This window comes from Chromobacterium sphagni, from assembly GCF_001855575.1.
GTDB classification, from domain to species: Bacteria; Pseudomonadota; Gammaproteobacteria; order Burkholderiales; family Chromobacteriaceae; genus Chromobacterium; species Chromobacterium sphagni.
In genome coordinates this window covers 619,755-638,451 of record NZ_MKCS01000001.1, presented here as the reverse complement: position 1 = coordinate 638,451, position 18,697 = coordinate 619,755, and the positions used below count along the sequence as shown (strand labels likewise).

At 63.4% G+C, this 18,697-nt stretch carries 26 protein-coding genes and 1 pseudogene; 23 read left to right on the top strand and 4 right to left on the bottom strand.

The features are described 5' to 3' along the window. The 9 genes from BI347_RS03135 to BI347_RS23420 all read left to right on the top strand — a co-directional run bounded on the left by BI347_RS03135 (window position 1) and on the right by BI347_RS23420 (window position 6,207). Window positions 1-741, top strand: a complete 741-nt coding sequence (locus tag BI347_RS03135; protein ID WP_204377993.1) for a Crp/Fnr family transcriptional regulator — start codon at window positions 1-3, stop codon at window positions 739-741. Between the two features lie 97 nt (window positions 742-838). Then, a complete protein-coding gene (locus BI347_RS03130; RefSeq protein ID WP_071111267.1) occupies window positions 839-1,411 on the top strand; it encodes an RNA polymerase sigma factor in 573 nt (190 codons plus the stop codon). Between the two features lie 80 nt (window positions 1,412-1,491). Continuing rightward, complete coding sequence (locus tag BI347_RS23925; protein ID WP_158020710.1) at window positions 1,492-1,902, top strand: hypothetical protein; 411 nt, start codon at window positions 1,492-1,494, stop codon at window positions 1,900-1,902. Beyond that, window positions 1,899-2,390 (top strand): DUF2589 domain-containing protein, encoded by a 492-nt coding sequence (locus BI347_RS23920; protein ID WP_071111269.1) that lies wholly within the window; start codon window positions 1,899-1,901, stop codon window positions 2,388-2,390. The genes BI347_RS23925 and BI347_RS23920 overlap by 4 nt, the downstream gene beginning before the upstream one ends. Before the next feature lie 47 nt (window positions 2,391-2,437). Further along, window positions 2,438-3,112: a DUF2589 domain-containing protein gene (locus tag BI347_RS03115; RefSeq protein WP_083338657.1), complete on the top strand. Its 675-nt coding sequence runs from the start codon at window positions 2,438-2,440 to the stop codon at window positions 3,110-3,112. A 123-nt stretch (window positions 3,113-3,235) separates the two neighbouring features. Next, window positions 3,236-4,030 (top strand): bestrophin-like domain, encoded by a 795-nt coding sequence (locus tag BI347_RS03110; protein ID WP_158020708.1) that lies wholly within the window; start codon window positions 3,236-3,238, stop codon window positions 4,028-4,030. A gap of 97 nt (window positions 4,031-4,127) precedes the next feature. Further along, window positions 4,128-4,364 (top strand): RebB family R body protein, encoded by a 237-nt coding sequence (locus tag BI347_RS03105; RefSeq protein WP_071109869.1) that lies wholly within the window; start codon window positions 4,128-4,130, stop codon window positions 4,362-4,364. A gap of 27 nt (window positions 4,365-4,391) precedes the next feature. Next, entirely contained in the window at window positions 4,392-5,129 is a 738-nt protein-coding gene (locus BI347_RS03100; RefSeq protein ID WP_239690810.1) for a hypothetical protein, read from the top strand. A 46-nt stretch (window positions 5,130-5,175) separates the two neighbouring features. Further along, window positions 5,176-6,207: a hypothetical protein gene (locus tag BI347_RS23420; protein WP_139167166.1), complete on the top strand. Its 1,032-nt coding sequence runs from the start codon at window positions 5,176-5,178 to the stop codon at window positions 6,205-6,207. A 326-nt stretch (window positions 6,208-6,533) separates the two neighbouring features. On the opposite strand, the pseudogene BI347_RS03090 reads toward BI347_RS23420, so the two are convergent. Further along, a pseudogene (locus tag BI347_RS03090) lies at window positions 6,534-7,052 on the bottom strand (REP-associated tyrosine transposase). A 288-nt stretch (window positions 7,053-7,340) separates the two neighbouring features. Here BI347_RS03090 and BI347_RS03085 point away from each other — a divergent pair. The 11 genes from BI347_RS03085 (at window position 7,341) to BI347_RS03035 (ending at window position 12,990) form a co-directional block, all read left to right on the top strand. Further along, the gene (locus BI347_RS03085) at window positions 7,341-7,745 is read left to right on the top strand and encodes a hypothetical protein (RefSeq protein ID WP_071115277.1); all 405 of its coding nucleotides are present in this window, start codon (window positions 7,341-7,343) and stop codon (window positions 7,743-7,745) included. 22 nt (window positions 7,746-7,767) lie between these two features. After that, window positions 7,768-8,817 carry an extracellular catalytic domain type 2 short-chain-length polyhydroxyalkanoate depolymerase gene (locus BI347_RS03080; protein WP_071115276.1) on the top strand — a complete coding sequence of 350 codons (1,050 nt, stop codon included), beginning with the start codon at window positions 7,768-7,770 and terminating at the stop codon, window positions 8,815-8,817. A gap of 10 nt (window positions 8,818-8,827) precedes the next feature. After that, window positions 8,828-9,313 carry a hypothetical protein gene (locus BI347_RS03075; RefSeq protein WP_071111274.1) on the top strand — a complete coding sequence of 162 codons (486 nt, stop codon included), beginning with the start codon at window positions 8,828-8,830 and terminating at the stop codon, window positions 9,311-9,313. 135 nt (window positions 9,314-9,448) lie between these two features. After that, window positions 9,449-9,889, top strand: a complete 441-nt coding sequence (locus BI347_RS03070) for a lysozyme (RefSeq protein ID WP_071115275.1) — start codon at window positions 9,449-9,451, stop codon at window positions 9,887-9,889. Window positions 9,890-9,984: 95 nt separating this feature from the next. After that, the gene (locus BI347_RS03065) at window positions 9,985-10,185 is read left to right on the top strand and encodes a hypothetical protein (protein WP_071111276.1); all 201 of its coding nucleotides are present in this window, start codon (window positions 9,985-9,987) and stop codon (window positions 10,183-10,185) included. Further along, complete coding sequence (locus BI347_RS03060; RefSeq protein WP_139166854.1) at window positions 10,178-10,894, top strand: hypothetical protein; 717 nt, start codon at window positions 10,178-10,180, stop codon at window positions 10,892-10,894. Before BI347_RS03065 ends, BI347_RS03060 begins: the two co-directional genes overlap by 8 nt. Window positions 10,895-10,971: 77 nt before the next feature. Further along, window positions 10,972-11,295, top strand: coding sequence for a RebB family R body protein (locus tag BI347_RS03055; RefSeq protein ID WP_071111278.1), 324 nt, complete (start codon window positions 10,972-10,974; stop codon window positions 11,293-11,295). A gap of 305 nt (window positions 11,296-11,600) precedes the next feature. Next, window positions 11,601-11,927 carry a RebB family R body protein gene (locus BI347_RS03050; protein ID WP_071111279.1) on the top strand — a complete coding sequence of 109 codons (327 nt, stop codon included), beginning with the start codon at window positions 11,601-11,603 and terminating at the stop codon, window positions 11,925-11,927. A gap of 31 nt (window positions 11,928-11,958) precedes the next feature. Beyond that, entirely contained in the window at window positions 11,959-12,282 is a 324-nt protein-coding gene (locus BI347_RS03045) for a RebB family R body protein (protein WP_071111280.1), read from the top strand. A gap of 25 nt (window positions 12,283-12,307) precedes the next feature. Continuing rightward, a complete protein-coding gene (locus tag BI347_RS03040; RefSeq protein WP_071111281.1) occupies window positions 12,308-12,631 on the top strand; it encodes a RebB family R body protein in 324 nt (107 codons plus the stop codon). A 32-nt stretch (window positions 12,632-12,663) separates the two neighbouring features. Beyond that, a complete protein-coding gene (locus BI347_RS03035) occupies window positions 12,664-12,990 on the top strand; it encodes a RebB family R body protein (protein WP_071111282.1) in 327 nt (108 codons plus the stop codon). Window positions 12,991-13,055: 65 nt separating this feature from the next. On the opposite strand, the gene BI347_RS03030 is transcribed toward BI347_RS03035, so the two are convergent. Then, window positions 13,056-13,964, bottom strand: a complete 909-nt coding sequence (locus BI347_RS03030) for a LysR family transcriptional regulator (protein ID WP_239690809.1) — start codon at window positions 13,962-13,964, stop codon at window positions 13,056-13,058. Window positions 13,965-14,046: 82 nt separating this feature from the next. Here BI347_RS03030 and BI347_RS03025 point away from each other — a divergent pair, with 82 nt between their 5' ends. Both BI347_RS03025 and BI347_RS03020 read left to right on the top strand, forming a co-directional pair. Beyond that, window positions 14,047-15,444, top strand: a complete 1,398-nt coding sequence (locus BI347_RS03025) for an MFS transporter (RefSeq protein ID WP_071115274.1) — start codon at window positions 14,047-14,049, stop codon at window positions 15,442-15,444. 174 nt (window positions 15,445-15,618) lie between these two features. Continuing rightward, complete coding sequence (locus BI347_RS03020; protein WP_071111284.1) at window positions 15,619-16,554, top strand: LysR family transcriptional regulator; 936 nt, start codon at window positions 15,619-15,621, stop codon at window positions 16,552-16,554. Window positions 16,555-16,557: 3 nt separating this feature from the next. Here BI347_RS03020 and BI347_RS03015 read toward each other — a convergent pair whose 3' ends face one another. After that, the gene (locus tag BI347_RS03015; RefSeq protein ID WP_071115273.1) at window positions 16,558-17,466 is read right to left on the bottom strand and encodes a LysR family transcriptional regulator; all 909 of its coding nucleotides are present in this window, start codon (window positions 17,464-17,466) and stop codon (window positions 16,558-16,560) included. A 134-nt stretch (window positions 17,467-17,600) separates the two neighbouring features. Here BI347_RS03015 and BI347_RS03010 point away from each other — a divergent pair, with 134 nt between their 5' ends. Next, window positions 17,601-18,239, top strand: a complete 639-nt coding sequence (locus BI347_RS03010; protein WP_071115272.1) for an NAD(P)-dependent oxidoreductase — start codon at window positions 17,601-17,603, stop codon at window positions 18,237-18,239. A gap of 52 nt (window positions 18,240-18,291) precedes the next feature. Here the strand turns inward: BI347_RS03010 and BI347_RS03005 are convergent, their stop codons facing one another. Beyond that, complete coding sequence (locus tag BI347_RS03005) at window positions 18,292-18,696, bottom strand: DUF4440 domain-containing protein (RefSeq protein WP_071115271.1); 405 nt, start codon at window positions 18,694-18,696, stop codon at window positions 18,292-18,294. Window position 18,697: the final 1 nt, after the last annotated feature.

Here is an 18,697-nt window from a genome sequence, read left to right as displayed (position 1 = left end):
ATGCCCAGCCAAACCATCATGCCGTCCTCGCCAACAGCGCCACCGCTAGATTATCTCCAGCAACTGTCTTCGCTGCCGCTGCTGCAAGGCCTTTCCCAGCCCCTGCTGCTGCATCTGCAAAAACACGCGGTGCCGCTGCAAGGCAAGAAGCGGAAGCTGCTGTTCTGGAAGGACGAGCCAGCCAACTTCATCGCCCTGGTCATGCAGGGCACCGTGCACCATACCCTGGATGAGCCGGATGGCAAGGAGGTCATCATAGACCGCAGCCATTGCGGCGAGCTGGTAGGAGAAAGCGCGCTTCTGCAAACCGGTTTGCGCAACAGCAACGCCCTGCTCAGCGCCGACGCCAGGCTGCTGCTGCTGCATCAGCCCCATTTCTCCTTGCTGCAGCAGGACCCCGCCTTCATGTCCAGGGTGCAGGCCCAGCTGTGCCAGCGGCTGCAGCGGCTGAGCAATTTCGTCGAAACCGTCTGCCTGTACCGGCTGGAGGCCCGCCTCGCCCGCCATCTGCTGGAAGAGATGGCGCTCAAGGGCCAGGCCGGGCCGGACGGCATTTGGCTGCCGATGCAGTTCAACCAGAGCATTCTGGCCGCCATGCTCAACGCCAGCCGTCCCAGACTCAATGCCCAACTCAAGGAATGGCAACGCAGCGGACTGATTCAGCCATTGCGCCGCGCCTTGCAAATCAAGGATCCGGAACGGTTGCGCCGGATCGCGCAGCAAGGTGGAGCCCTGCCTTAATTATTCAACTTCTTTAATTTCATTTGTCACACAAGAAACAGAATCAAACCTTCAACTGGGCAATCCTGAAATTCCGTTTGTCATTCAGGACTACCAAGTGAAATTCACAAAGAATGAAGACTCAATCCAGCCGCTGGCGGCGGTATGGCGAGAAATCCAGCCCAAGCTGCAGCGCCGCGCCCGCCATCTGTGCAAGGGCGATACCCACCGCGCCGACGAACTGTTGTCCGACACCGCGCTGAAAGTACACCTGTATCTGCAGCACTCCGCCGAGCGGGTGCAAAACCTGGCCGGCTTCCTGTTTCTGGCGCTCAACCACGCCTTTCTAGACTTCGTCCGCCGCCAGGGACGGGAAAACCTCGTGATCGATCCGAACTCCGACCTGGACTGCGACACAGTCCATGCCCACAGCTCCAACGCGCCTACACCTGAACAATTGCTGACGCTGAAACAGCAACTGGCCCGCATGGAGGCGGCGTTGGCCGGACTGAAGCCGGAACAGCAGCGCTTGTTCCAGCTGAAGTTTCAAGAGGACCTGCCTTATCCGCAAATCGCCTCCAGCCTTGGCATCAATGAAGCCCTGGCGCGCAAGCGCGTGGAGCTGCTGCGCAAAGCGCTGCGCAAGCATCTGGATCAAGACTTCACGCCGCCCGGCATCCGCCGTACCTGAAGCATGAAGCTAAACCATGCGCAGCGCCGGCTTTGGCTGTCACGCCGCCCGCCCGCACAATTTCACAGGATCAGCATTTCATGACGTGTTCCCCCGCCTCCTCGCCTCCCTCTCTGCTAGCGCTCTGCGCGGTGCTGGCGCTGCTGCTGGAGCGATTGCTGGCTCCGCCCTTCCCCGCAGCCAGGCCCTCCAGCACGCTGCCGTTCGACATTTGCGGCTTCGGCATCGCTTATGCCCTGTGCAGCCAGCTGCCTTTGCATCCCGCCGACGCCTTGCGCCCCGGCCTGCTGCCGGCCTCTGTGGATGCCGGCCTGGCCGCCTTGCTCATCGCCGGAATGGCCCGCCTGTTGCGGCAGGCCTTGAATCCACACCCTGCAACGGCTTGCCCGCCAGCACCGCCAACCCGCCGCATCGCGCGCCATTCCTTCCGTCTGGGCAATCTGACCACCTCGCCATACCCCGCGCGCGCGCATCAGGAGAAGCGGAAATGAAGGCCACGCTGGGCAGCCTGATCAGTGGCCTGAAAAAGGCCGTGATCGAAGCGCAACGCAGCGTCAGCCACCAGCATATCGAGGAGCTGCAGCAATTCTTCATCCCGGACCAGGAGCAAGACCCATCGCAAAGCTTCCCGGAGGGCGCCTGGACCGCGCGCATGGTCGGCATGAACGTCCCCCGCGAAGTGAGCCGCAACGGCGTAGTCACACTGGAACACCACCAAGTTCAAGTGCCGCTGATCACGCTGCTGCCGCTGAAAAGCTTTGCCATCGAGCAAGTGGAAGTGCTGACCACCCTCAGCCTGGCTTTGGCAGAAACACCGGACCCGGCCGGGGAAGACGCGGATGTGCTGGTTTCGATGCGGCCGCTAGATGAACAGACGGCGGAAATCAAGATTGTGATCCGCGGCCTGGAGCCGCCCGCCGGCTACCAACGCATGGTGGCCGCCTACGAGAAGCTGCTGAACGCGCAGTTGCCTACCTGAACCCGGCGCGCCTTGCCCCACTCATCAACATCCAATAAGGAGCTCCCATGGCAGATACGCCTGACGACAATGTATTGAGCCTGGCCCAACAGTTTTCCGGGCTGCCGATGAAGGCGCTGATCGGCGGGCCATTGCAGGCCGCCTCGCAGGCGCAGCACAGTCTGGCGCTGACCCAGACCCAATCGATTCTGGAAACCGGCTTCAGCCGCATCATCGACCGTAATGGCAAGCTGCTCGGCTACCGGCCGCTGACGGCGGCCATAGAGCTGGCATCGTCGCGCGCCGGCGGGGCGGCCGCGCCGACGCAGACTTCTCTGACGCTGAACCTGCCAGTGCTGACCATGATGCACATCCCCTCGCTGGCGATCCGCTCGGTGGACATCACCTTCGATATGGAAGTGAAGTCCAGCTTCAGCCGTGAAACCGATGTGCAAAGCGCCAGCAAGCTGGATGCCGGCGCCACCTGGGACGCGCGTGTCGGCTGGGGAAGCTTCGGGGTGGAGCTGAAAGGCTCGGTATCCTCCGATAGCTCCCGCTCGCGCGACGACAAGCGCGCCTCGCAAAGAAGCAACGACGCGCATTACCACGTGGAAGTAAAGGCGGAACAGCAAGCCATGCCGGAAGGCCTGAAGCTGCTGCTGCAGACATTTGGGAAAAACCTGGATGCCTCGCTCGCGCCGACAGACCCGGACGCGCCGCAGCCCCCAGTGGTCAACACCTAAGCCAGACCTGCGCGGGAGCCGCTCCCGCCAGCGCCCTCTTCTGGCCAGACGAACCTCCCATTCCCGCACGGACGCACCCCCGGCCTCTCCCCACTCGCCACGGAGACTACAAGGATGAACGACATGCTGATTCATTTCATTTCCATGCCCTCCGCGCTGCAGATCGCCGCGTGGGCCTCATTTGGCTGCCTGCTGGCGGTACTCACCCATTTCCTGATGCGCAGGCTGGCGCCGGAGCACATAACGGAAAAGCAAAGCGACGAAGTCGGCGTCATCATCGCCGTGGTGGGCATTTTCTACGGCCTGATCATCGCCGCCCTGCTGGTACGCGCCATCTCCCACTTCGATAACTCGATGGAAATCGCCGAGCGCGAAGCTGGCCTCGCTGCCTCGCTGTACCGGATGAGCGCGCAAGGACTGCCGGAGACAAACCATAAAATACAGAAGGGGCTGCAAGCCTATCTCGACGCCGTCATCCACCAAGAATGGCGTTTGCAGCAACAAGGCGAAGAAGTGCCCGTTTCCTCGCCGCAGCTGGGCTATTTGAGCAAAGTGTTGTCGGCCATCCATCCCGCCGGCCACAAAGAGGCGGAATACCTGGCCCTGGCCCAAGACAAGCTCAACGAACTGTACGTCAGCCGCCACGCCCGGCTGTTCAACCAGGCCATGACCATCCCATGGGAAATCTGGACCGTCAGCCTGATAGGCGAGGTGCTGCTTGTGTTCTTCGCCTGGCTGATGCATGTGCCCAGCAAGGGCGTGCACTTCTTTCTCACCTGCGCCATGGCCGTCTCCATCTCCATCGTGCTGGCCATCATCCTGATCTACGACACCCCCTTCTACGGCGACATCAGCGTCTCGCCGGAACCGTACCAAAAAGCGCTGGCCGCCATCCGCGCCGGCAGCCTGGATTTGTAACCTTGGTAAAAACTTTTCACACGCGCGGCGACGGCGCGTCCGTATGGCAAGCGCATGCCGCGCCCTCATCAACCTCACCTGCGATCCAGGAGCAAACATGGCAGACAACACCGCAGTCAACGGACAAATCACCGACGCCGTCACCCAGACCAACGTCAAGGTCGTGGCCGAAGCCCCGGCCCAGGCCATGGCCTCGCTGTACCAAGTGGCCAGCCACTCCGCCGGCCTGGCGCTGCAGAACTCGGTGCACAGCCAGCAGGCGCTGAACCAGATCAACAGCGCGGTGATTTCCAAAGCGGTGTCGATGATCCTGTCCGTCGGCGACAAGAGCTGACGCCATTAAGCCAGGGAGGATGGAAGCATGGACATTAAAAGCTTTTTCCGCGGCAAGCAGGATAGCGGCGAAAAAAATCAATCGCAGAGCGGCTCGTCAGCGGAAAAATCGCAAACAGCCGGCGCCGAAGCGCTTCAAGACAGCAATGTCGGCGAGACCAATACGCAAACCATGCAGGCCGACAATGCAGCAGGCTCGCCAGACGGCGGAGCGAAGGCCCAAACCCAATCACCGTCAAGCACGCCGGCCCCCGCCGTTCCGCCTCCCACTCAGCTCTCGCAGCCCGCCGCCCCGCCGCCGTCATCCAGCCCGCTGCGCGGCTTCACCGAAAAACTCAGCACCGCGCCATCCGGCGGCAGCGGCAACGACGCGCTGAACAGCCAGATCGTGCAGGCGGTGCAGCTCTCCAACAGCGAAACCGCCGCCTACGCCGGCAACCAGATCGCCGTGGCCCCCAACATGATGATCACCCAGGCCGGCGGCCTGGTGGCCCAGGCCGGCGCCAACTACTTCGACGGCGCCAGCAAACTGGCCCTGGCCAGCAAGAGCGTGCTGCTGAAGAACATGACCGAGAAATTCGCCAAGGAGGACGTCAAGGGCGGCGTGGAGGACGCGCTGGGGATTTTGATCACCGATCTCTTGGTCGGCACCGCCGCGGCGGTGGCTGCTGCGGCCGGCGCAATCGAGGGCGAGGCGGCGCATTTTGCGTTGGACAAGATAGATCAAAGCCTCTCGAAATATAAATCACTAACAAGCGATAAATAGCCCCCCCAAAAACATCACAACAATCAAACTAACCAAAGGATTAAAAATGCACACTTACATCTCCGTCATCAAGTGGCAAAACAGCAGCAATACGAAATTTGATGCTCTACCACTTGACAAACGCATTGAAATAATTACCTCAGCATGCGCCGATCTAAACAACCAAATAACAAGCAATAATATTCCTCTTGACAAGGAAATAAAAGGCATAATAACAGCACCGGAATATTTCCTATCCAGAAGTAACTCATCTTTATCCATCACAAGAGACACAATGCTTCAATACCGGCAAAATTTAGCCAATACCAGCCGAAAATACAAAGACATCGTGCTAATACCAGGGACGATGGCTTACACTAAAACTATTAATCTATCCGAAGAAAAAGGCATTAATCGCTTTAAAAAAATGCTATCCCGCATGAACGAAGAGCAAAATCCTTACATCCTTGACCCCAATAAAACCAACCCCCTCAGAAACATTCATGATGGAAGACTCCAACAAACTGAAATTGATAGATATAAAAAATACTGGAGAGAACAAATCATCCAAGGAAATTCAGTAGAAATCTATTCAAATTCACTATTTATATACTATAATGGCGAGATATGGAAACACAGAAAATCCAGTGGGTTTTACGAAAACCAGAACAATAAAGATGTAGTATTATCTATTGATCGAAAAAGCGAAAATGGACTTGTAAATATCAGCGACCGGCTATTCGGACTGGAAATTTGCTTTGAGCACGCAATGGGTGTACTCAAAGAAAAACACAACAGTCTCCCCCTTGACTTCCAAATCATTGTTTCTGACTATGTCGAGGGCAACCGAAACAACATCCACCTTAGTGCAGACGGTCTATTAATAGGAACCCCCATTTCCATCACAGACAAAACAACCAAGATTACAACTATCCATGATGGCATATGGAGTGAAGATTCTAATAAAAACCTTAATAAAATTGCACCAGTGAAAGTTGAAGAATGGTACGACATCTTTCAAGTAAAAACACCAGCCAAAAAGCAAGGAACCATGAAGAAAGTGACTAAGGAGTCACTGCAAAGCGCAGTCATCAAATAAAGTCGGCCCAACATTTCCGACTCCGGCGATCACAAACCTGTGGAATCCACATGTTAGGTGGGCAAATCTCCGGATTTGCCCACGCGTTTTATACTGCCTAAAACGAACCGTGAACTCATCCCCCCACTTCACACACCCTTTCCCAACACGTCCCTGTCATTGCCCCCCCACAAAACAGGTAAACGCCAGGCGTAGCGCGGGTTGGCCCAACAGGCCATACCCGCGATCCATACGATCACCGCCCTTCATCGCCTTTGCCCCCTTCCATAACGCCACACACCACTTCTCCGCCGCATTCCGCGGGTATGGCCTGCGGCCAACCCGCGCTACGTGGCCCCACCCCAATCGGCGGGATACCGGCCGGCCTGGACGTAGCGGTGGAAGGTGGAATACGGCCATGCCGCCGCGCTGGCGGCGAGGCCATGCTTGACCGGGTTGAAATGCACATAATCCAAATGCGCGGCGAAATCGGCTTCGTCGCGGATGCGGTGCTCCCAATACCTGTGTTGCCACAAGGTGCCGCATCCTTTGGCGGCGCGGCGGGCGCTATACCATTCGGCCCGGAAATACCGCTGCCCCACCGCGCGGGTGACTCGCCGCTTGATCTCGCGCCACCGTAGCGCTTAATCGGCATCGCCTTCCGGCAAGGTCCAAATCGCGTGCAGATGGTCCGGCAACAACACCCAAGCATCGATGGCGAATGGCCGCTCGCGCCGCACCGCCAGAATGGCCTCGCGCAAGGTGGCGCGCACGTCAGGTTTTAACAGAATGGCTTGCCGGCGCTCGGTCACCACGGTGAAGAAATAACAGGCGCCGGGCAGGCGGTCTCGACGAAAACGGGCCATATATTGGTCTCGGCAAAAAAGTCCACTCTCGCACGCCCTATGCGCCGGCGCGCCGGGCCGATAGACCAGCCTCGGCGTAGCGGGGGTTGGCCTGAGGCCATACCCGCGACCAACGCCACCATACCCCCCAACCCCATACCCTCACGCTTTCGCGGGTATGGCCTGCGGCCAACCCGCGCTACGGGTCCGATACCGTTCACGACAAGGCCCGGCCGCCGTCCCATCAACACCACGGCGCGGCCAGGCCGCCGCTTGCGCCGCGCCTTTCATGAATAGAGACGCCACGCCATGGACAACGCCGATCAGGACAGCAGCGTCAACCAGCAAACGGGCCTCTTGCGCGGCAGCATTCCAGAACTAGGCAAGAGTCCGGTGCATTTGCTGTCCGCCATCGTGGCGCTGGCGTCGGACAAGCTGTGGGACGTGATGCTGCTGGACATGGCCAAGGCCATGGCCCTGCCGGAGAAGATCCGCTTCTTCCTGCTGGCCGGGCTGCTGTTGCTGCTGCTCACCACGGCCAGCGCCGCGCTGACGCAGATGTGGGTGGAAAAGGACGATGCCGGCATGGCGCTGGCCAAGGGGCTGGCGATGGGGATTTTGGCCGGGCTGCCCTACTCGTTCGGCACCACCGAGCTGGGACTGATATTTATCGGCTGGTCCGGCATCAATGAGCTGCAAAAACTGAACAAGTGAACCTCACACAAGGAGAACCACCATGCGCCTCACCTTCCTCAAACCCGCTTTGCTGGCCGCGCTGTGGCTGGCCACCGCCGGCCTGGCTCATGCCGCCGCGCCACTGCCCGCCCTGGGCACGGACAGCAAACAGAACACCGTGTCCGGCCTGTCTTCCGGCGCCTTCATGGCGGCGCAGTTCAGCGTGGCCAACTCCGCCGCTGTGGCCGGCGCCGGCATCGTGGCCGGCGGGCCGTTCTACTGCGCCGGTTTGGGCGGGCTGAATGGCGCGGAGCGTTTCCTGATGACCGCCACCACCCAGTGCATGCGCCCGCTGGGCGCGGCGCCGTCCGGCGCGGCGGCCTGGCAGGCGGCGCAACAGTTCGCCAGGCAGGGTTTGATCGACCCGGTGGACAACATCCAGCGCCAGCGGTTGTACATCTTCACCGGCGCGTCGGACAGCATCGTGCTGCCCAAGGTGGTGGCGCAGACGCGGGCCTTCTACCAGAGCGCCGGCGTGCCGGACGCCCAAGTACGCTATGTGGACAACGTCAACGCCGGCCACGCGCTGATCACAGCCAACAGCACCGATTTGGCCTGCCCGGCCAACGCCGCGCCCAATCTCAACAACTGCGGCTTCTTCCAATCTCAAGACATCCTGCGCCAGCTGTACGGCGCATTGAAGCCGCCCGCCGCCAAACTGTCCGGCCAACTGCAGGATTTCGACCAGACCGAGTTTTCCAAACAGGGATATACCGGCCTAGCCGCCATTGGCCATGTCTATATCCCGGCCGCCTGCGCCAAGGACAGCTGCCGCGCCCATGTGGTGTTCCATGGCTGCACCCAGGAGGACAGCCGCATCGGCACGCGCTTCTACGCCACCACCGGTTACAACGAGATCGCCGACAGCAACCGCATCGTGGTGCTGTATCCGCAGATCAAATCCGACCCCAAACGCAACCCGCAAGGTTGCTGGGACTTCTGGGGCTATAGCAGCCAGGACCCGGTCAACCCGGACTACTACGCCAAGAACGCGCCGCAGATGGCCGCCATCCGCGCCATGCTGGACCGTTTGAACAGCCGGCGCCGCTAAGGAGACCGCCATGAGCGCGAATACCCCCGATGACTGGAGCCGGCTCGTCTTTGCCGGCCTGCCGGAAGAACGGCAATGGAAAGACTGGCTGCTAGCCGGGCTGAACGGCGGCGAGAAGCTGAGCGAATGGCAGCAGCAAGCGCTGCGGCAATGGCGGGAAGCCTGGCAACAGCGCGCCGGCGCGGCTTCCTGGCTGGAGCTGGGCCGCCAGTGCGATGACACCTGGACCGAATACGCCAGGCAATGCCTGCTGTGGCAGCTGCAATGGGCCGCCGGCTGGCGCGGGCAAGCCTACAAGCTGCAGCAGGCGCTGCAGCAGGCGCGCGGCGACGGCGACGCCTTGCTCGCGCTCAACGCCGCCAGCCAGGAAGGCCGCCAACTATGGGACGAACGGATGGAGTCGCTGCAGCAGACGCTGAGCGAGCTGCCGCCGGCGCTGGCGCAGTGCCTGCGCCAATGGCTGACGCCGCCGCCGGCGGATGCCCCTACCGCCTGAAAGCGCGCGCCCGGGCCCGCCATCGCTGAAACCCGTCCTGCGGCCACGGCACAAACCACCGTGCACACTGAACGCTCCCCGTCCGCGCCGCGTAGCCTAGGCGCGGCAAACCCATCCCTGCGCAAAGGAAACCTCATGCAAACCAATGCCGCCGGTCTGGCGCTGATCAAAAAATTCGAAGGTCTCAGACTGATCGCCTATCAGGACATGGTGAACGTGTGGACCATAGGCTACGGCCACACCGGGTCTGACGTAAAACCCGGCCAAGTCATCACCCAGGCGCAGGCCGACCAATTGCTGGCGGGCGACCTGGCCCGCTTCGAGGCCGGCGTAGGTCGTCTGGTCAAGGTATCGCTAAACGCCAACCAGTTTGCCGCCCTGGTCAGCTTCAGCTACAACCTGGGTCTGGCCAATCTGCAAAGTTCCACCCTGCTCAAGCTGCTGAATCAACGCGATTACGCCGGCGCCGCCGGCGAGTTTCCGCGCTGGGACCGGGCTGGCGGCCAAGAAGTGCCTGGCCTGCAGCGCCGCCGCCAGGCCGAGCAAGCCTTGTTCCAGGCCCCAGTCGCCAACTGACGCTTTCACAAACGCGGCCCTCCACCGTTCTTGCAACAGCCCGCCGGCTTAGCCGCGCGGGCTGTTTTCGCATTCTTTTCTTACGGAGAAACGCCATGCAAGACGAGCTGAACCATCTGCACGAGCAGGTTTCGCAGTTGTTGGGCAACCATCTGGGCGCCTGGGCCAATGATTTGATGAACGCCACAGCCGGCCATGACGACAACCGCTTCCTGTCGGTATTGCACGCGCTCTTGGCCATGCGCAGCGCCTTGGCCCCGCTGATAAGCCAACACCAGGATGCCAGCCATGGCTGATACACCGCTGAACCCCGCCTTGCGCCAAGTAGCAGAACAGTATCTGGGACGCTCGCTACAGCCGCAAGAGACGCAAACGCTAGCGGCGTTTCAACAGAACGCGCAGAGCGCCTCTCCACAATTGGCGCCCATCCAGCAGGCCCGGCAACAGACCCAGCATGCCATCTCGCATGGCCATCAGCATGCCAACGCCAATATGCGCGATCTCTTGTCCTCAATCCAGGCCAGCTCCAGCCAGGCGCTGCAAGTGCAGGAGGCCGAGGAGCAAGCCATCCTCAAGCTGCTGGAAGGCACGCAAAGCCTGGCCGAGCTGCGGCCCTCGTCGCTGCAGCCTGCCATGGGAACTTTGCAGCCGGGCAGCCAGTTGGCGCTGAGCCAGATCGCCGGACACCTGTCCAATCTGGCGCGGCAGGAGGTGGAGCAGTGCTTCCAGCAGTATTTCGGCCCGCTGTCCGCGCAATTGCAGGAAGTGGTGATGAAGTTGCAGGCGATGGATGCCGCCGCACTGTCATCCCCGCAGACCACTCCGCCTCCCCAGCCCGGACCGGCGCAGGACGCGGCAACCCCGGCCATGCCGCCCGCCGCGCCGAGCGCCCCTGCCATCCCCCCAGCCGCTGCCGCTCCGGGCGTCGCAGACACGCTTGTTGCGCCTGTGGCATCGGCCGCCAGTGATGTTCACAGCCCACCCTCGACGCCGTTCATGCAGTAGCACCAGGAGAGGAGGGCCAGCCGGCCGCCTCCTCCCCCCGGTGTCTCGTTTCCCTCATCTAAAACAAGGAGCCACGCATGTCTTTTCCGACTTCCGTCAACGACCAAATCACCGACGCCGTCACCCAGTCCAACGTCAAGGTGCTGGGCGAAGCCCCGGCCATGGCCATGGGTTCGATCTACCAGACCATGGCCCACTCCACCGGCATCCTGTTCCAGAACGCCGTGTCCTCGCAGCAGCAGCAAAACACGCTGAGCCAGGCCGCCGCCAATATGGGATTGATGCAGATCTACAGCATGAACACCATGGCTGCCGCCGCCGGCACCGAGAAAGTCAGCCAAGGCGGCATCGCGGACAACCTGACCAGCCTGCTGACCGTGCTGCAGTCGTTCCGCCGTTAATCGGCACGGCCCAGCGGAGCTGACCGATGCCCCATCGCAAACGTCGGCGCGCTCGGCCCTGGCGGCAACAGTTTCCCGTCGCACGCTTCGCCACGGTCAAACGCCCACCTGCAGCCGGCCCCAGCCGGCAGCAGGCTGCGCAAACCGCTCGATCGGCCAAGCCGGCTCCGGCCGCCAACGCCGCCATGACGAGAAACGCCCCCGCCAGGCCTCTGCCGCGTCCCGCGGCGCCGGCGCCCCGGATGCAAGACCGCCGCTACCGGCTGCAACACCCCAGACCTTCGAATCCCAATCAGGAGAAACACATGTCCTTCCCCACTTCCGTAAACGACCAGATCACCGACGCCGTCACCCAATCCAACGTCAAGGTGCTGGGCGAATCTCCGGCCATGGCCATGGGTTCGCTGTACCAGACCATGGCCCACTCCACCGGCATCCTGTTCGAAAATGCCGTGTCCTCGCAGCAGCAGCAGAACACCCTTGCGCAAGCCGCCGCCAATATGGGTGTGATGCAGATCTACAGCATGGACACCATGGCCGACGCCGCCGCCACCGAGAAGGTCAGCCAAGCCGGCGTGGCCGACAACCTGACCAGCCTGATGACCGTGCTGCAGTCCTTCCAGAGCCGCTGATCCAGCGCCCATTTGATACCGGAGCTAACTCATGGCCAACAACACCGCCGTAAACAGCCAAATCACCGATGCCGTCACCCAATCCAACGTCAAGGTGCTGGGCGAAGCGCCCGCTATGGCAATGGGATCGCTGTTCCAGACCGCGTCCCACTCCACGGGCATCTTGTTCGAAAACGCCGTGTCGGCCCAGCAGCAGCAGAACACGTTGGGCCAGGCCGCCGCCAACACCGGCGTGATGCAGATCTATAGCGTGGACACCATGGCCGACGCCGCCGGCACCGAAAAGGTCAGCCAGGCCGGCGTGGCCGACAACCTGAGCAGCCTGATGACGGTGCTGCAATCGTTCCGCCGCTAAGGCGCTCCCGGCAAGGAGATAAGATATGGCTTACACCGCAGTAAACGACCAGATCACCGACGCCGTCACCCAGACCAACGTCAAGGTGTTGGCCGAAGGCCCGGCCATGGCGATGGGCTCGCTGTTCCAGACCGCATCCCACTCCACCGGCATCCTGTTCGAAAACGCGGTCTCGGCCCGGCAGCAGCAGAACACGCTGAGCCAGGCCGCCGCCAATACCGGCGTGATGCAGATCTACAGCCTGGACACCATGGCCGACGCCGCCGCCACCGAGAAGGTCAGCCAGGCCGGCATTCCGGACAATCTGTCCAGCCTGATGACCGTGCTGCAATCCTTCCAGAACCGCTGATCCTTCATTCAAACTAAACCAGGAGATACAAAATGGCATTTCCGACTTCCGTCAACAACCAGATCACCGACGCCGTCACCCAAAGCAACGTGAAAGTGCTGGGAGAAGCCCCGGCGATGGCGATGGGTTCGATCTACCAGACCATGGCGCACTCGACCGGCATCCTGTTCGAGAACTCCGTGTCGGCCCAGCAGCAGCAGAACACGCTGGCGCAGGCCGCCGCCAATATGGGCGTGATGCAGATCTACAGCATGAACACCATGGCCGGCGCCGCCGCCACCGAGAAAGTCGCCCAGGGCGGCGTCGCCGACAACCTGACCAGCCTGCTGACTGTGCTACAGAGCTTCCAGAACCGCTGATCGGCGCCTCCCATCTACCCTGCTTGCACTCCGCCCCGGTCACGGGGCGCTTTTTTTGCTTCGCCTCATCCGGTCTGCCCAGCCCCAAACGCCGCCGCGATCGCCTCCACCGCCGCTCTCACCCGCGCCACCTTCTGCAGATCCGGGTGCAGCACCAGCCACATCTCCACCTGGTCCACATGATCCGGCCAGACGCGCTGCAAGCCGGCGTCATGGTCGGCGATGAAGGCGGACAGCAGCGCGATGCCCATGCCCTGCAGCGCCGCCTGCCTCAGCGTCAGCTGCGAATTGGCCTGCAGCGCGATGCGCGCCTGGCCGATGTCCTCGCCGCACAACTGCTGCCAGTGGCGCGGCACCGTGCCGCGCGGAAACATCAGCAACTCATGCCCGGCGAAACCGCCGCCCGGCTGCGGCCGGCCGCGCCGCGCCAGGTAGTCGTCCGACGCGTACAACCCCATCTCGATGGTGGCCAGCTTGCGGATCAGCAAATCGCCCTTCTGCGGCCGCAGGCTGCGGATCGCCAGGTCCGCCTCGCCGGCCGCCACGTCGCTCAGGCCCAGCCCGGTGCTGAGGGTGAACTCCAACTCGGGATGGCTGCGGCTGAGACGGGCCAGCGCCGGGATGACGAAGCTTTCCGCCACGGTGTCGGTGGCGGCGATGTGCACCGGCCCGGCCAATTGCTGGTCGCTCTGCGCCGCCTTGCGGCCGAAGGCCTCGGCCGCCGCCTCCATTCTTTCCGCGTCCGCCAGCAGCATGCGTCCGGCCTCGCTCAACTGGTAGCCCTGCGGCGTGCGCAGGAACAGGCGGCTGCCGATCTCGGATTCGAAAGCCTGCAGCCGCCGCCCCACCGTGGCCTGGTCCACCTCCAGCTTGTGCGCCGCGCCGCGCAGGCTGCCGGCGCGCGCCAGCGCCAGGAAGTAACGCGCATTGTCCCAGTTCATCGCATCCGCTCCGTCATTGATGCGAAATTGCATCACCATTCGTCATATTTGTCTATATTTACGCATCACATTATCGCCTAACATGGCCGGGTTTCCTTCGCCAACGGATAGTTCCATGCCTCATCGCCCCATCCCCCAAACCGGCCTGGCCACGCTATTGACGCTAAGCGCCGGCATGTTCATGGCGATACTCGACACCAATATCGTCAACCTGGCGCTGCCGGAACTGCAGCGCGGCCTGCACGCCAGCCTCAGCCAGCTCACCTGGGTGGTGGACGCCTATGTTCTGACCTTCGCCGGCCTGATGCTCAGCGCCGGCTGGCTGGCCGACCGCCTGGGCGCGCGCAGGGTGTTCGCCTGGGGCCTGGGCCTGTTCGTGCTGACCTCCCTGCTGTGCGGCCTGGCCGCCAATGTGGAGATGCTGATCGCCGCGCGCCTGCTGCAGGGCATGGCGGCGGCGCTGTTCATGCCCAGCTCGCTGGGCCTGCTGCGCCACGCCTTTCCGCAAGCGGCGGCGCGCGCCCGCGCCGTGGGCATTTTTGGCGGCCTGGTGGCTACCGCCGCCGCCGCCGGGCCGGTATTGGGCGGGCTGATCCTGGGGCCGTTGGGCTGGCGCGGCGCCTTCCTGATCAATGTGCCGGTGGGCCTGGCCGCATTGCTGGCGGTGGCGCGCACCGTGCCGGCCCAGCCGGCCGCGCCGGCACGCCAGGCCGATGTTCCCGGCCAACTGTCCGGCATGCTGACCCTGCTGCTGGCCTGCTATGCGCTGATTGAAGGGCCGCATCTGGCCGGCGGCTGGCCGCTGCCGGCGCTGCTGGCCGCCGCGGCCGCCTCTGCCCTGCTGTTCTGGCGACTGGAGCGCCGCAATCCGCAGGCGATGGTACCGCCGCGGCTGTTTCAACACCCGGCCTTCGCCGCCGCCAACTGGGTGGGCTTCGTCATCGGCGTCGCCTATTTCGGCAGCCTGCTGCTGCTCAGCCTCTACCTGCAGCAAGGCCTGCATCTGGACGCGCTGCGGGCGGGATTGGCGCTGCTGCCGCTAGCGCTGTGCCTGACCGCGGGCAATATCATCGCCGGCCGGCTGCTGCCTAGAATCGGCGCGCGCCGCCAGATCCGCGATGGCCTGTTGCTGGCCGCCGCCGGCTACCTGCTCCTGGCGCTGGCCAGCTTCCACAGCCTGCCCTGGCAACTGGCGGCGATGCTGCCGCTGGCGCTGGGCAACGCGCTGGCCATCGCGCCGATGACGGCGACAGTGCTGGAGAGCGCGCCGCCGCAAATGGGCAGCACCGCCTCGGCCGTGCTCAACGCCATCCGCCAAACTGGCGCGCTGGTGGGCACCGCCGGCGCGGCGCTGATCACCGGCCGCTGCGCCAATCTGCAGCAGGCGCTGCTCTGGGGCATGGCGCTGGCCGCGCTGGCCTCGCTCAGCGGCGCGCTGGCGGCGTCGCGCATCCGCCAGCCACAGGATCATGCCGCTCAGAACACGTTGCGGCGGATTTCCGCCTCCCAATGATGCCGCTGGCAGACGCGGCGGCATTGGGCGATCTCGCGCTGGAACAGCCAGGGATAGAGTCGGTACAGGTAACGCATCGCGTGCCTCGTTTCTGATGACATATTGTCGATGCGTGCTAGGATAGTTCCGGAAATACTCCGAATAAACGCGCCATTCCGGATTGATTGTCCTGATATGAAAACAATGCCCTCCCCCGACAAGCTGCTGGCCTTCGACGCGCTGGCGCGCGGCGGCAGCTTCACCGCAGCCGCCGAGCTGCTGGACTGCCACAAGAGCCTGATCAGCGCCCGCGTCAAGGAACTGGAGCAGGAACTGGGCGCGGTGCTGGTGCTGCGCACCACCCGCAAGGTGGCGCTGACCGAAGCCGGAGAAAGGCTGAAGCCGCATGCGGCGCGGCTGCGCGAAATGCTGGCCCAGGCCAGGATGGCGGTGGACCAGACCCAGTGCGATATGGAGGGGCCGCTGACGGTGAGCACCACGTCGTCGCTGGCGGAGCATGTGCTGGGACCGATATTGAGCGACATGTCCGAGGAATATCCGGCGCTGCAGTTGTCGCTGCAAGTCAACAACCAGCTGCAGGACCCGATCAGCAATGTGCTGGATTTCTGCTTGCGCTCGGCGCGCTCGCACAAGGTGCACGACGACAGGCTGGTGGCGCGGCTGGCGGGCTACGCCCGGGAGAACCTGTACGCCTCGCCGGCCTATCTGGAACGCCATCCGCCCATCCTGCAGCCCGCCGACCTGGCGCGGCACCGGCTGCTGCTGCTGGAGTCGGAGCAGAAAAACGGCCTGGCGCTGCAATCCGGCGAAAACATCGTCCGCCAGCCGGTGGCCGCCCGGCTGTATCTGAACAGCTACCCCTTGCGCTCCGAGCTGGCGCAGGCCGGCCACGGCATCACGCTGCTGGCCGACTATTCGGTGCAGCAACAGCTGCAAAGCGGCGCGCTGCGGCAAGTTCTGCCGGACTGGCACTGCGACTATTGGCCTATCTACCTGGTACACCCGTTCCGCACGCCCTTGTCGCGCAAGTACCAGGCCTTCATCGACTACACGCTGCCGCGGGTGCGCGCCGCCCTGCCGGACAATCAGCGCCGCAGCGGACGCGAGTAGGGTCTAGGCCGGCCGCGCCAGGAACACCCGGTAAAATTCGACGAAGGCGCGCACGCTGGCCGGCGCATGGCGGCCGGGCGGGAACACCGCGTAGACGCCGCCCTTGGGCAAGGTCCATTGCGGCAACACATGCACCAGCCGCCCCTCGCGGATGTCGTCCTGCACGCTGAAGGAATCCAGCACCGACAGGCCGGCGCCGGCCAGCAGCAGCGTGCGCAAGGACGCGCCGGAATCCACCTTGAGCCGCGAACGCATCCGCACCGGGGCTTCCGCGCCGTCGGCGGCGACAAAGCGCCAGGTCAGCGGCGTCTTCAGCAGCGTCAGCGCCACCCAGTCGTGATCGGCCAGGTCTTCCGGCCTTTGCGGCAGGCCACGCCGCAGCAGGTAATCGGGCGAAGCCACCAGTTGCTGGGCGAACTCCCCCAGCTTCAGCGCCCGCAACGATGAATCGCGCAATGTGCCCAGGCGGATGGCCAGGTCCATGCCCTCGGCCACCAGGTCCACCATCCGGTCATTGGCGTGCAGCTCCAGCTGCAGTTCCGGATGCAGGCGGACGAACTGCGCCACCGCCGGCGCCACCGACTCCACCATATGCCCCACCGGCGCGGTGAGGCGCAGCACGCCGGACAGCGCCGCCGCGCCGTGACCGGCCTGCAGCAGCGCCTCGCGCAGGGCCGCCAGCGCCGGCTGCGCGTCCAGGTACAGGGCCTGGCCGGCCTCAGTCAGCTTCACCCGGCGCGTGGTGCGGGTGAACAGCGTCGCGCCCAGCTGCGCCTCCAGCCGCCCCACCTGCAGGCTGACATTGGCCTTGGTCATTCCCAGCCGTTCGGCGGCGGCGGTAAAACCGCCGGCCTCCGCCACCACGGTGAAGATCTGCAAACCTTCCAGATTGTGTTCCGCGCCGCGCTTCATCGTAATTGTCAATTATTTGATAACAATCATTTATGATAACAGCTGTTTATCGAATCAATGCAACAGCGCATGATGACGTCCATCAGCGCTGCACCGCGGCGCACCCAAGCAAACTTGATTGAAGGAGTCACACCATGAAAATCGCTCTGATCGGCGCCAGCGGCTATGTCGGTTCCGCCCTGTTGCAAGAAGCGCTGCAACGCGGCCACCACGTCACCGCCCTGGTATCGCGTCCGGAACGCATCGAGGCGCAAGCCAATCTGACCGCGGTGAAAACCGACGTGCAGGACAGCGCCGCCCTGGCCGCGCAGCTGCAAGGCTTCGACGCCGTGCTCAGCGCCTTCAGCGGCCACGCCCAGGCCGAACAGTTCGACTACTTCGTCAAGGGCATCCGCTCCATCGTCGTCGCCGCCAAGGCCGCCAAAGCCCCGCGCCTATTGGTGGTCGGCGGCGCCGGCAGCCTGGAAGTGGCTCCCGGCGTGCAACTGGTGGATACCCCGGAATTCCCGGAACAATGGAAGGCCTCGGCGCTGGGCGCCCGCGAAGCGCTGAACCTGCTGCGCGCCGAAACCGAACTGAACTGGACGCTGCTGAGCCCGTCGGCGATGCTGCAGCCGGGCGAGCGCACCGGCAAGTTCCGCCTGGGCAAGGACCAGCTGCTGGTTGACGACGCCGGCAACAGCCACATCTCGGTGCAGGACTACGCCGTCGCGATGATAGACGAGCTGGAAAAGGCCGAACATCAACGCAGCCGCTTCACCGTAGGCTACTAAGCCGGCCTGGCCGCCTCCCGGCGGCCATCGCCCCGCGCCAACCGGCAGCGCCTCATCCGGGCCTGCCGGTTTCCTGCAGATGGCGCCAGCGCCAGCCGCCGGCGCCGTCCCTTTGCAGCGCCGCGCTCGCCAGCCGGTAATTGCCGCTGCCGTCGCCCAGCGTCTGGGTTTCGCCGTACGCCACCATCGCGCAGTCCGGCCCCGGCCACACCAGCTCCATTCCATCCAGCGCAATCGCCAGACCCGGCCGGCTGCCCGCCGCCACCTCGAAGAAAGCGCGCAAACCGTCACGGTCCAGCCGCTCGCCCCGCGGCGTGATCATGGAAAACTCCGGCGCGAAGCACGCCATCAGCGCCTCCAATTCCCGGGCCGACTGCGGCCCGTCGCCCAGCCAATGCTGGATCCGCGCCAGCGTGTCGGCGACGCAGGCGAAGACTTCGGATGCTTCTTGGTTCATG

What these genes read in the sequence shown, in the direction of transcription:
- BI347_RS03040 (WP_071111281.1), top strand. Translation starts at nt 12,308, where the DNA reads ATGGCTTACACCGCAGTAAACGACCAGATCACCGACGCCGTCACCCAG.
- BI347_RS03035 (WP_071111282.1), top strand. Translation starts at nt 12,664, where the DNA reads ATGGCATTTCCGACTTCCGTCAACAACCAGATCACCGACGCCGTCACC.
- BI347_RS03010 (WP_071115272.1), top strand. Translation starts at nt 17,601, where the DNA reads ATGAAAATCGCTCTGATCGGCGCCAGCGGCTATGTCGGTTCCGCCCTG.
- BI347_RS03020 (WP_071111284.1), top strand. Translation starts at nt 15,619, where the DNA reads ATGAAAACAATGCCCTCCCCCGACAAGCTGCTGGCCTTCGACGCGCTG.
- BI347_RS03065 (WP_071111276.1), top strand. Translation starts at nt 9,985, where the DNA reads ATGCAAGACGAGCTGAACCATCTGCACGAGCAGGTTTCGCAGTTGTTG.
- BI347_RS03025 (WP_071115274.1), top strand. Translation starts at nt 14,047, where the DNA reads ATGCCTCATCGCCCCATCCCCCAAACCGGCCTGGCCACGCTATTGACG.
- BI347_RS03005 (WP_071115271.1), bottom strand. Translation starts at nt 18,696, where the DNA reads ATGAACCAAGAAGCATCCGAAGTCTTCGCCTGCGTCGCCGACACGCTG.
- BI347_RS23920 (WP_071111269.1), top strand. Translation starts at nt 1,899, where the DNA reads ATGAAGGCCACGCTGGGCAGCCTGATCAGTGGCCTGAAAAAGGCCGTG.
- BI347_RS03105 (WP_071109869.1), top strand. Translation starts at nt 4,128, where the DNA reads ATGGCAGACAACACCGCAGTCAACGGACAAATCACCGACGCCGTCACC.
- BI347_RS03085 (WP_071115277.1), top strand. Translation starts at nt 7,341, where the DNA reads ATGGACAACGCCGATCAGGACAGCAGCGTCAACCAGCAAACGGGCCTC.
- BI347_RS03070 (WP_071115275.1), top strand. Translation starts at nt 9,449, where the DNA reads ATGCAAACCAATGCCGCCGGTCTGGCGCTGATCAAAAAATTCGAAGGT.
- BI347_RS03045 (WP_071111280.1), top strand. Translation starts at nt 11,959, where the DNA reads ATGGCCAACAACACCGCCGTAAACAGCCAAATCACCGATGCCGTCACC.
- BI347_RS03100 (WP_239690810.1), top strand. Translation starts at nt 4,392, where the DNA reads ATGGACATTAAAAGCTTTTTCCGCGGCAAGCAGGATAGCGGCGAAAAA.
- BI347_RS03030 (WP_239690809.1), bottom strand. Translation starts at nt 13,964, where the DNA reads ATGCAATTTCGCATCAATGACGGAGCGGATGCGATGAACTGGGACAAT.
- BI347_RS03015 (WP_071115273.1), bottom strand. Translation starts at nt 17,466, where the DNA reads ATGAAGCGCGGCGCGGAACACAATCTGGAAGGTTTGCAGATCTTCACC.
- BI347_RS03080 (WP_071115276.1), top strand. Translation starts at nt 7,768, where the DNA reads ATGCGCCTCACCTTCCTCAAACCCGCTTTGCTGGCCGCGCTGTGGCTG.
- BI347_RS23420 (WP_139167166.1), top strand. Translation starts at nt 5,176, where the DNA reads ATGCACACTTACATCTCCGTCATCAAGTGGCAAAACAGCAGCAATACG.
- BI347_RS03055 (WP_071111278.1), top strand. Translation starts at nt 10,972, where the DNA reads ATGTCTTTTCCGACTTCCGTCAACGACCAAATCACCGACGCCGTCACC.
- BI347_RS03060 (WP_139166854.1), top strand. Translation starts at nt 10,178, where the DNA reads ATGGCTGATACACCGCTGAACCCCGCCTTGCGCCAAGTAGCAGAACAG.
- BI347_RS03110 (WP_158020708.1), top strand. Translation starts at nt 3,236, where the DNA reads ATGCTGATTCATTTCATTTCCATGCCCTCCGCGCTGCAGATCGCCGCG.
- BI347_RS03115 (WP_083338657.1), top strand. Translation starts at nt 2,438, where the DNA reads ATGGCAGATACGCCTGACGACAATGTATTGAGCCTGGCCCAACAGTTT.
- BI347_RS03075 (WP_071111274.1), top strand. Translation starts at nt 8,828, where the DNA reads ATGAGCGCGAATACCCCCGATGACTGGAGCCGGCTCGTCTTTGCCGGC.
- BI347_RS03135 (WP_204377993.1), top strand. Translation starts at nt 1, where the DNA reads ATGCCCAGCCAAACCATCATGCCGTCCTCGCCAACAGCGCCACCGCTA.
- BI347_RS03050 (WP_071111279.1), top strand. Translation starts at nt 11,601, where the DNA reads ATGTCCTTCCCCACTTCCGTAAACGACCAGATCACCGACGCCGTCACC.
- BI347_RS23925 (WP_158020710.1), top strand. Translation starts at nt 1,492, where the DNA reads ATGACGTGTTCCCCCGCCTCCTCGCCTCCCTCTCTGCTAGCGCTCTGC.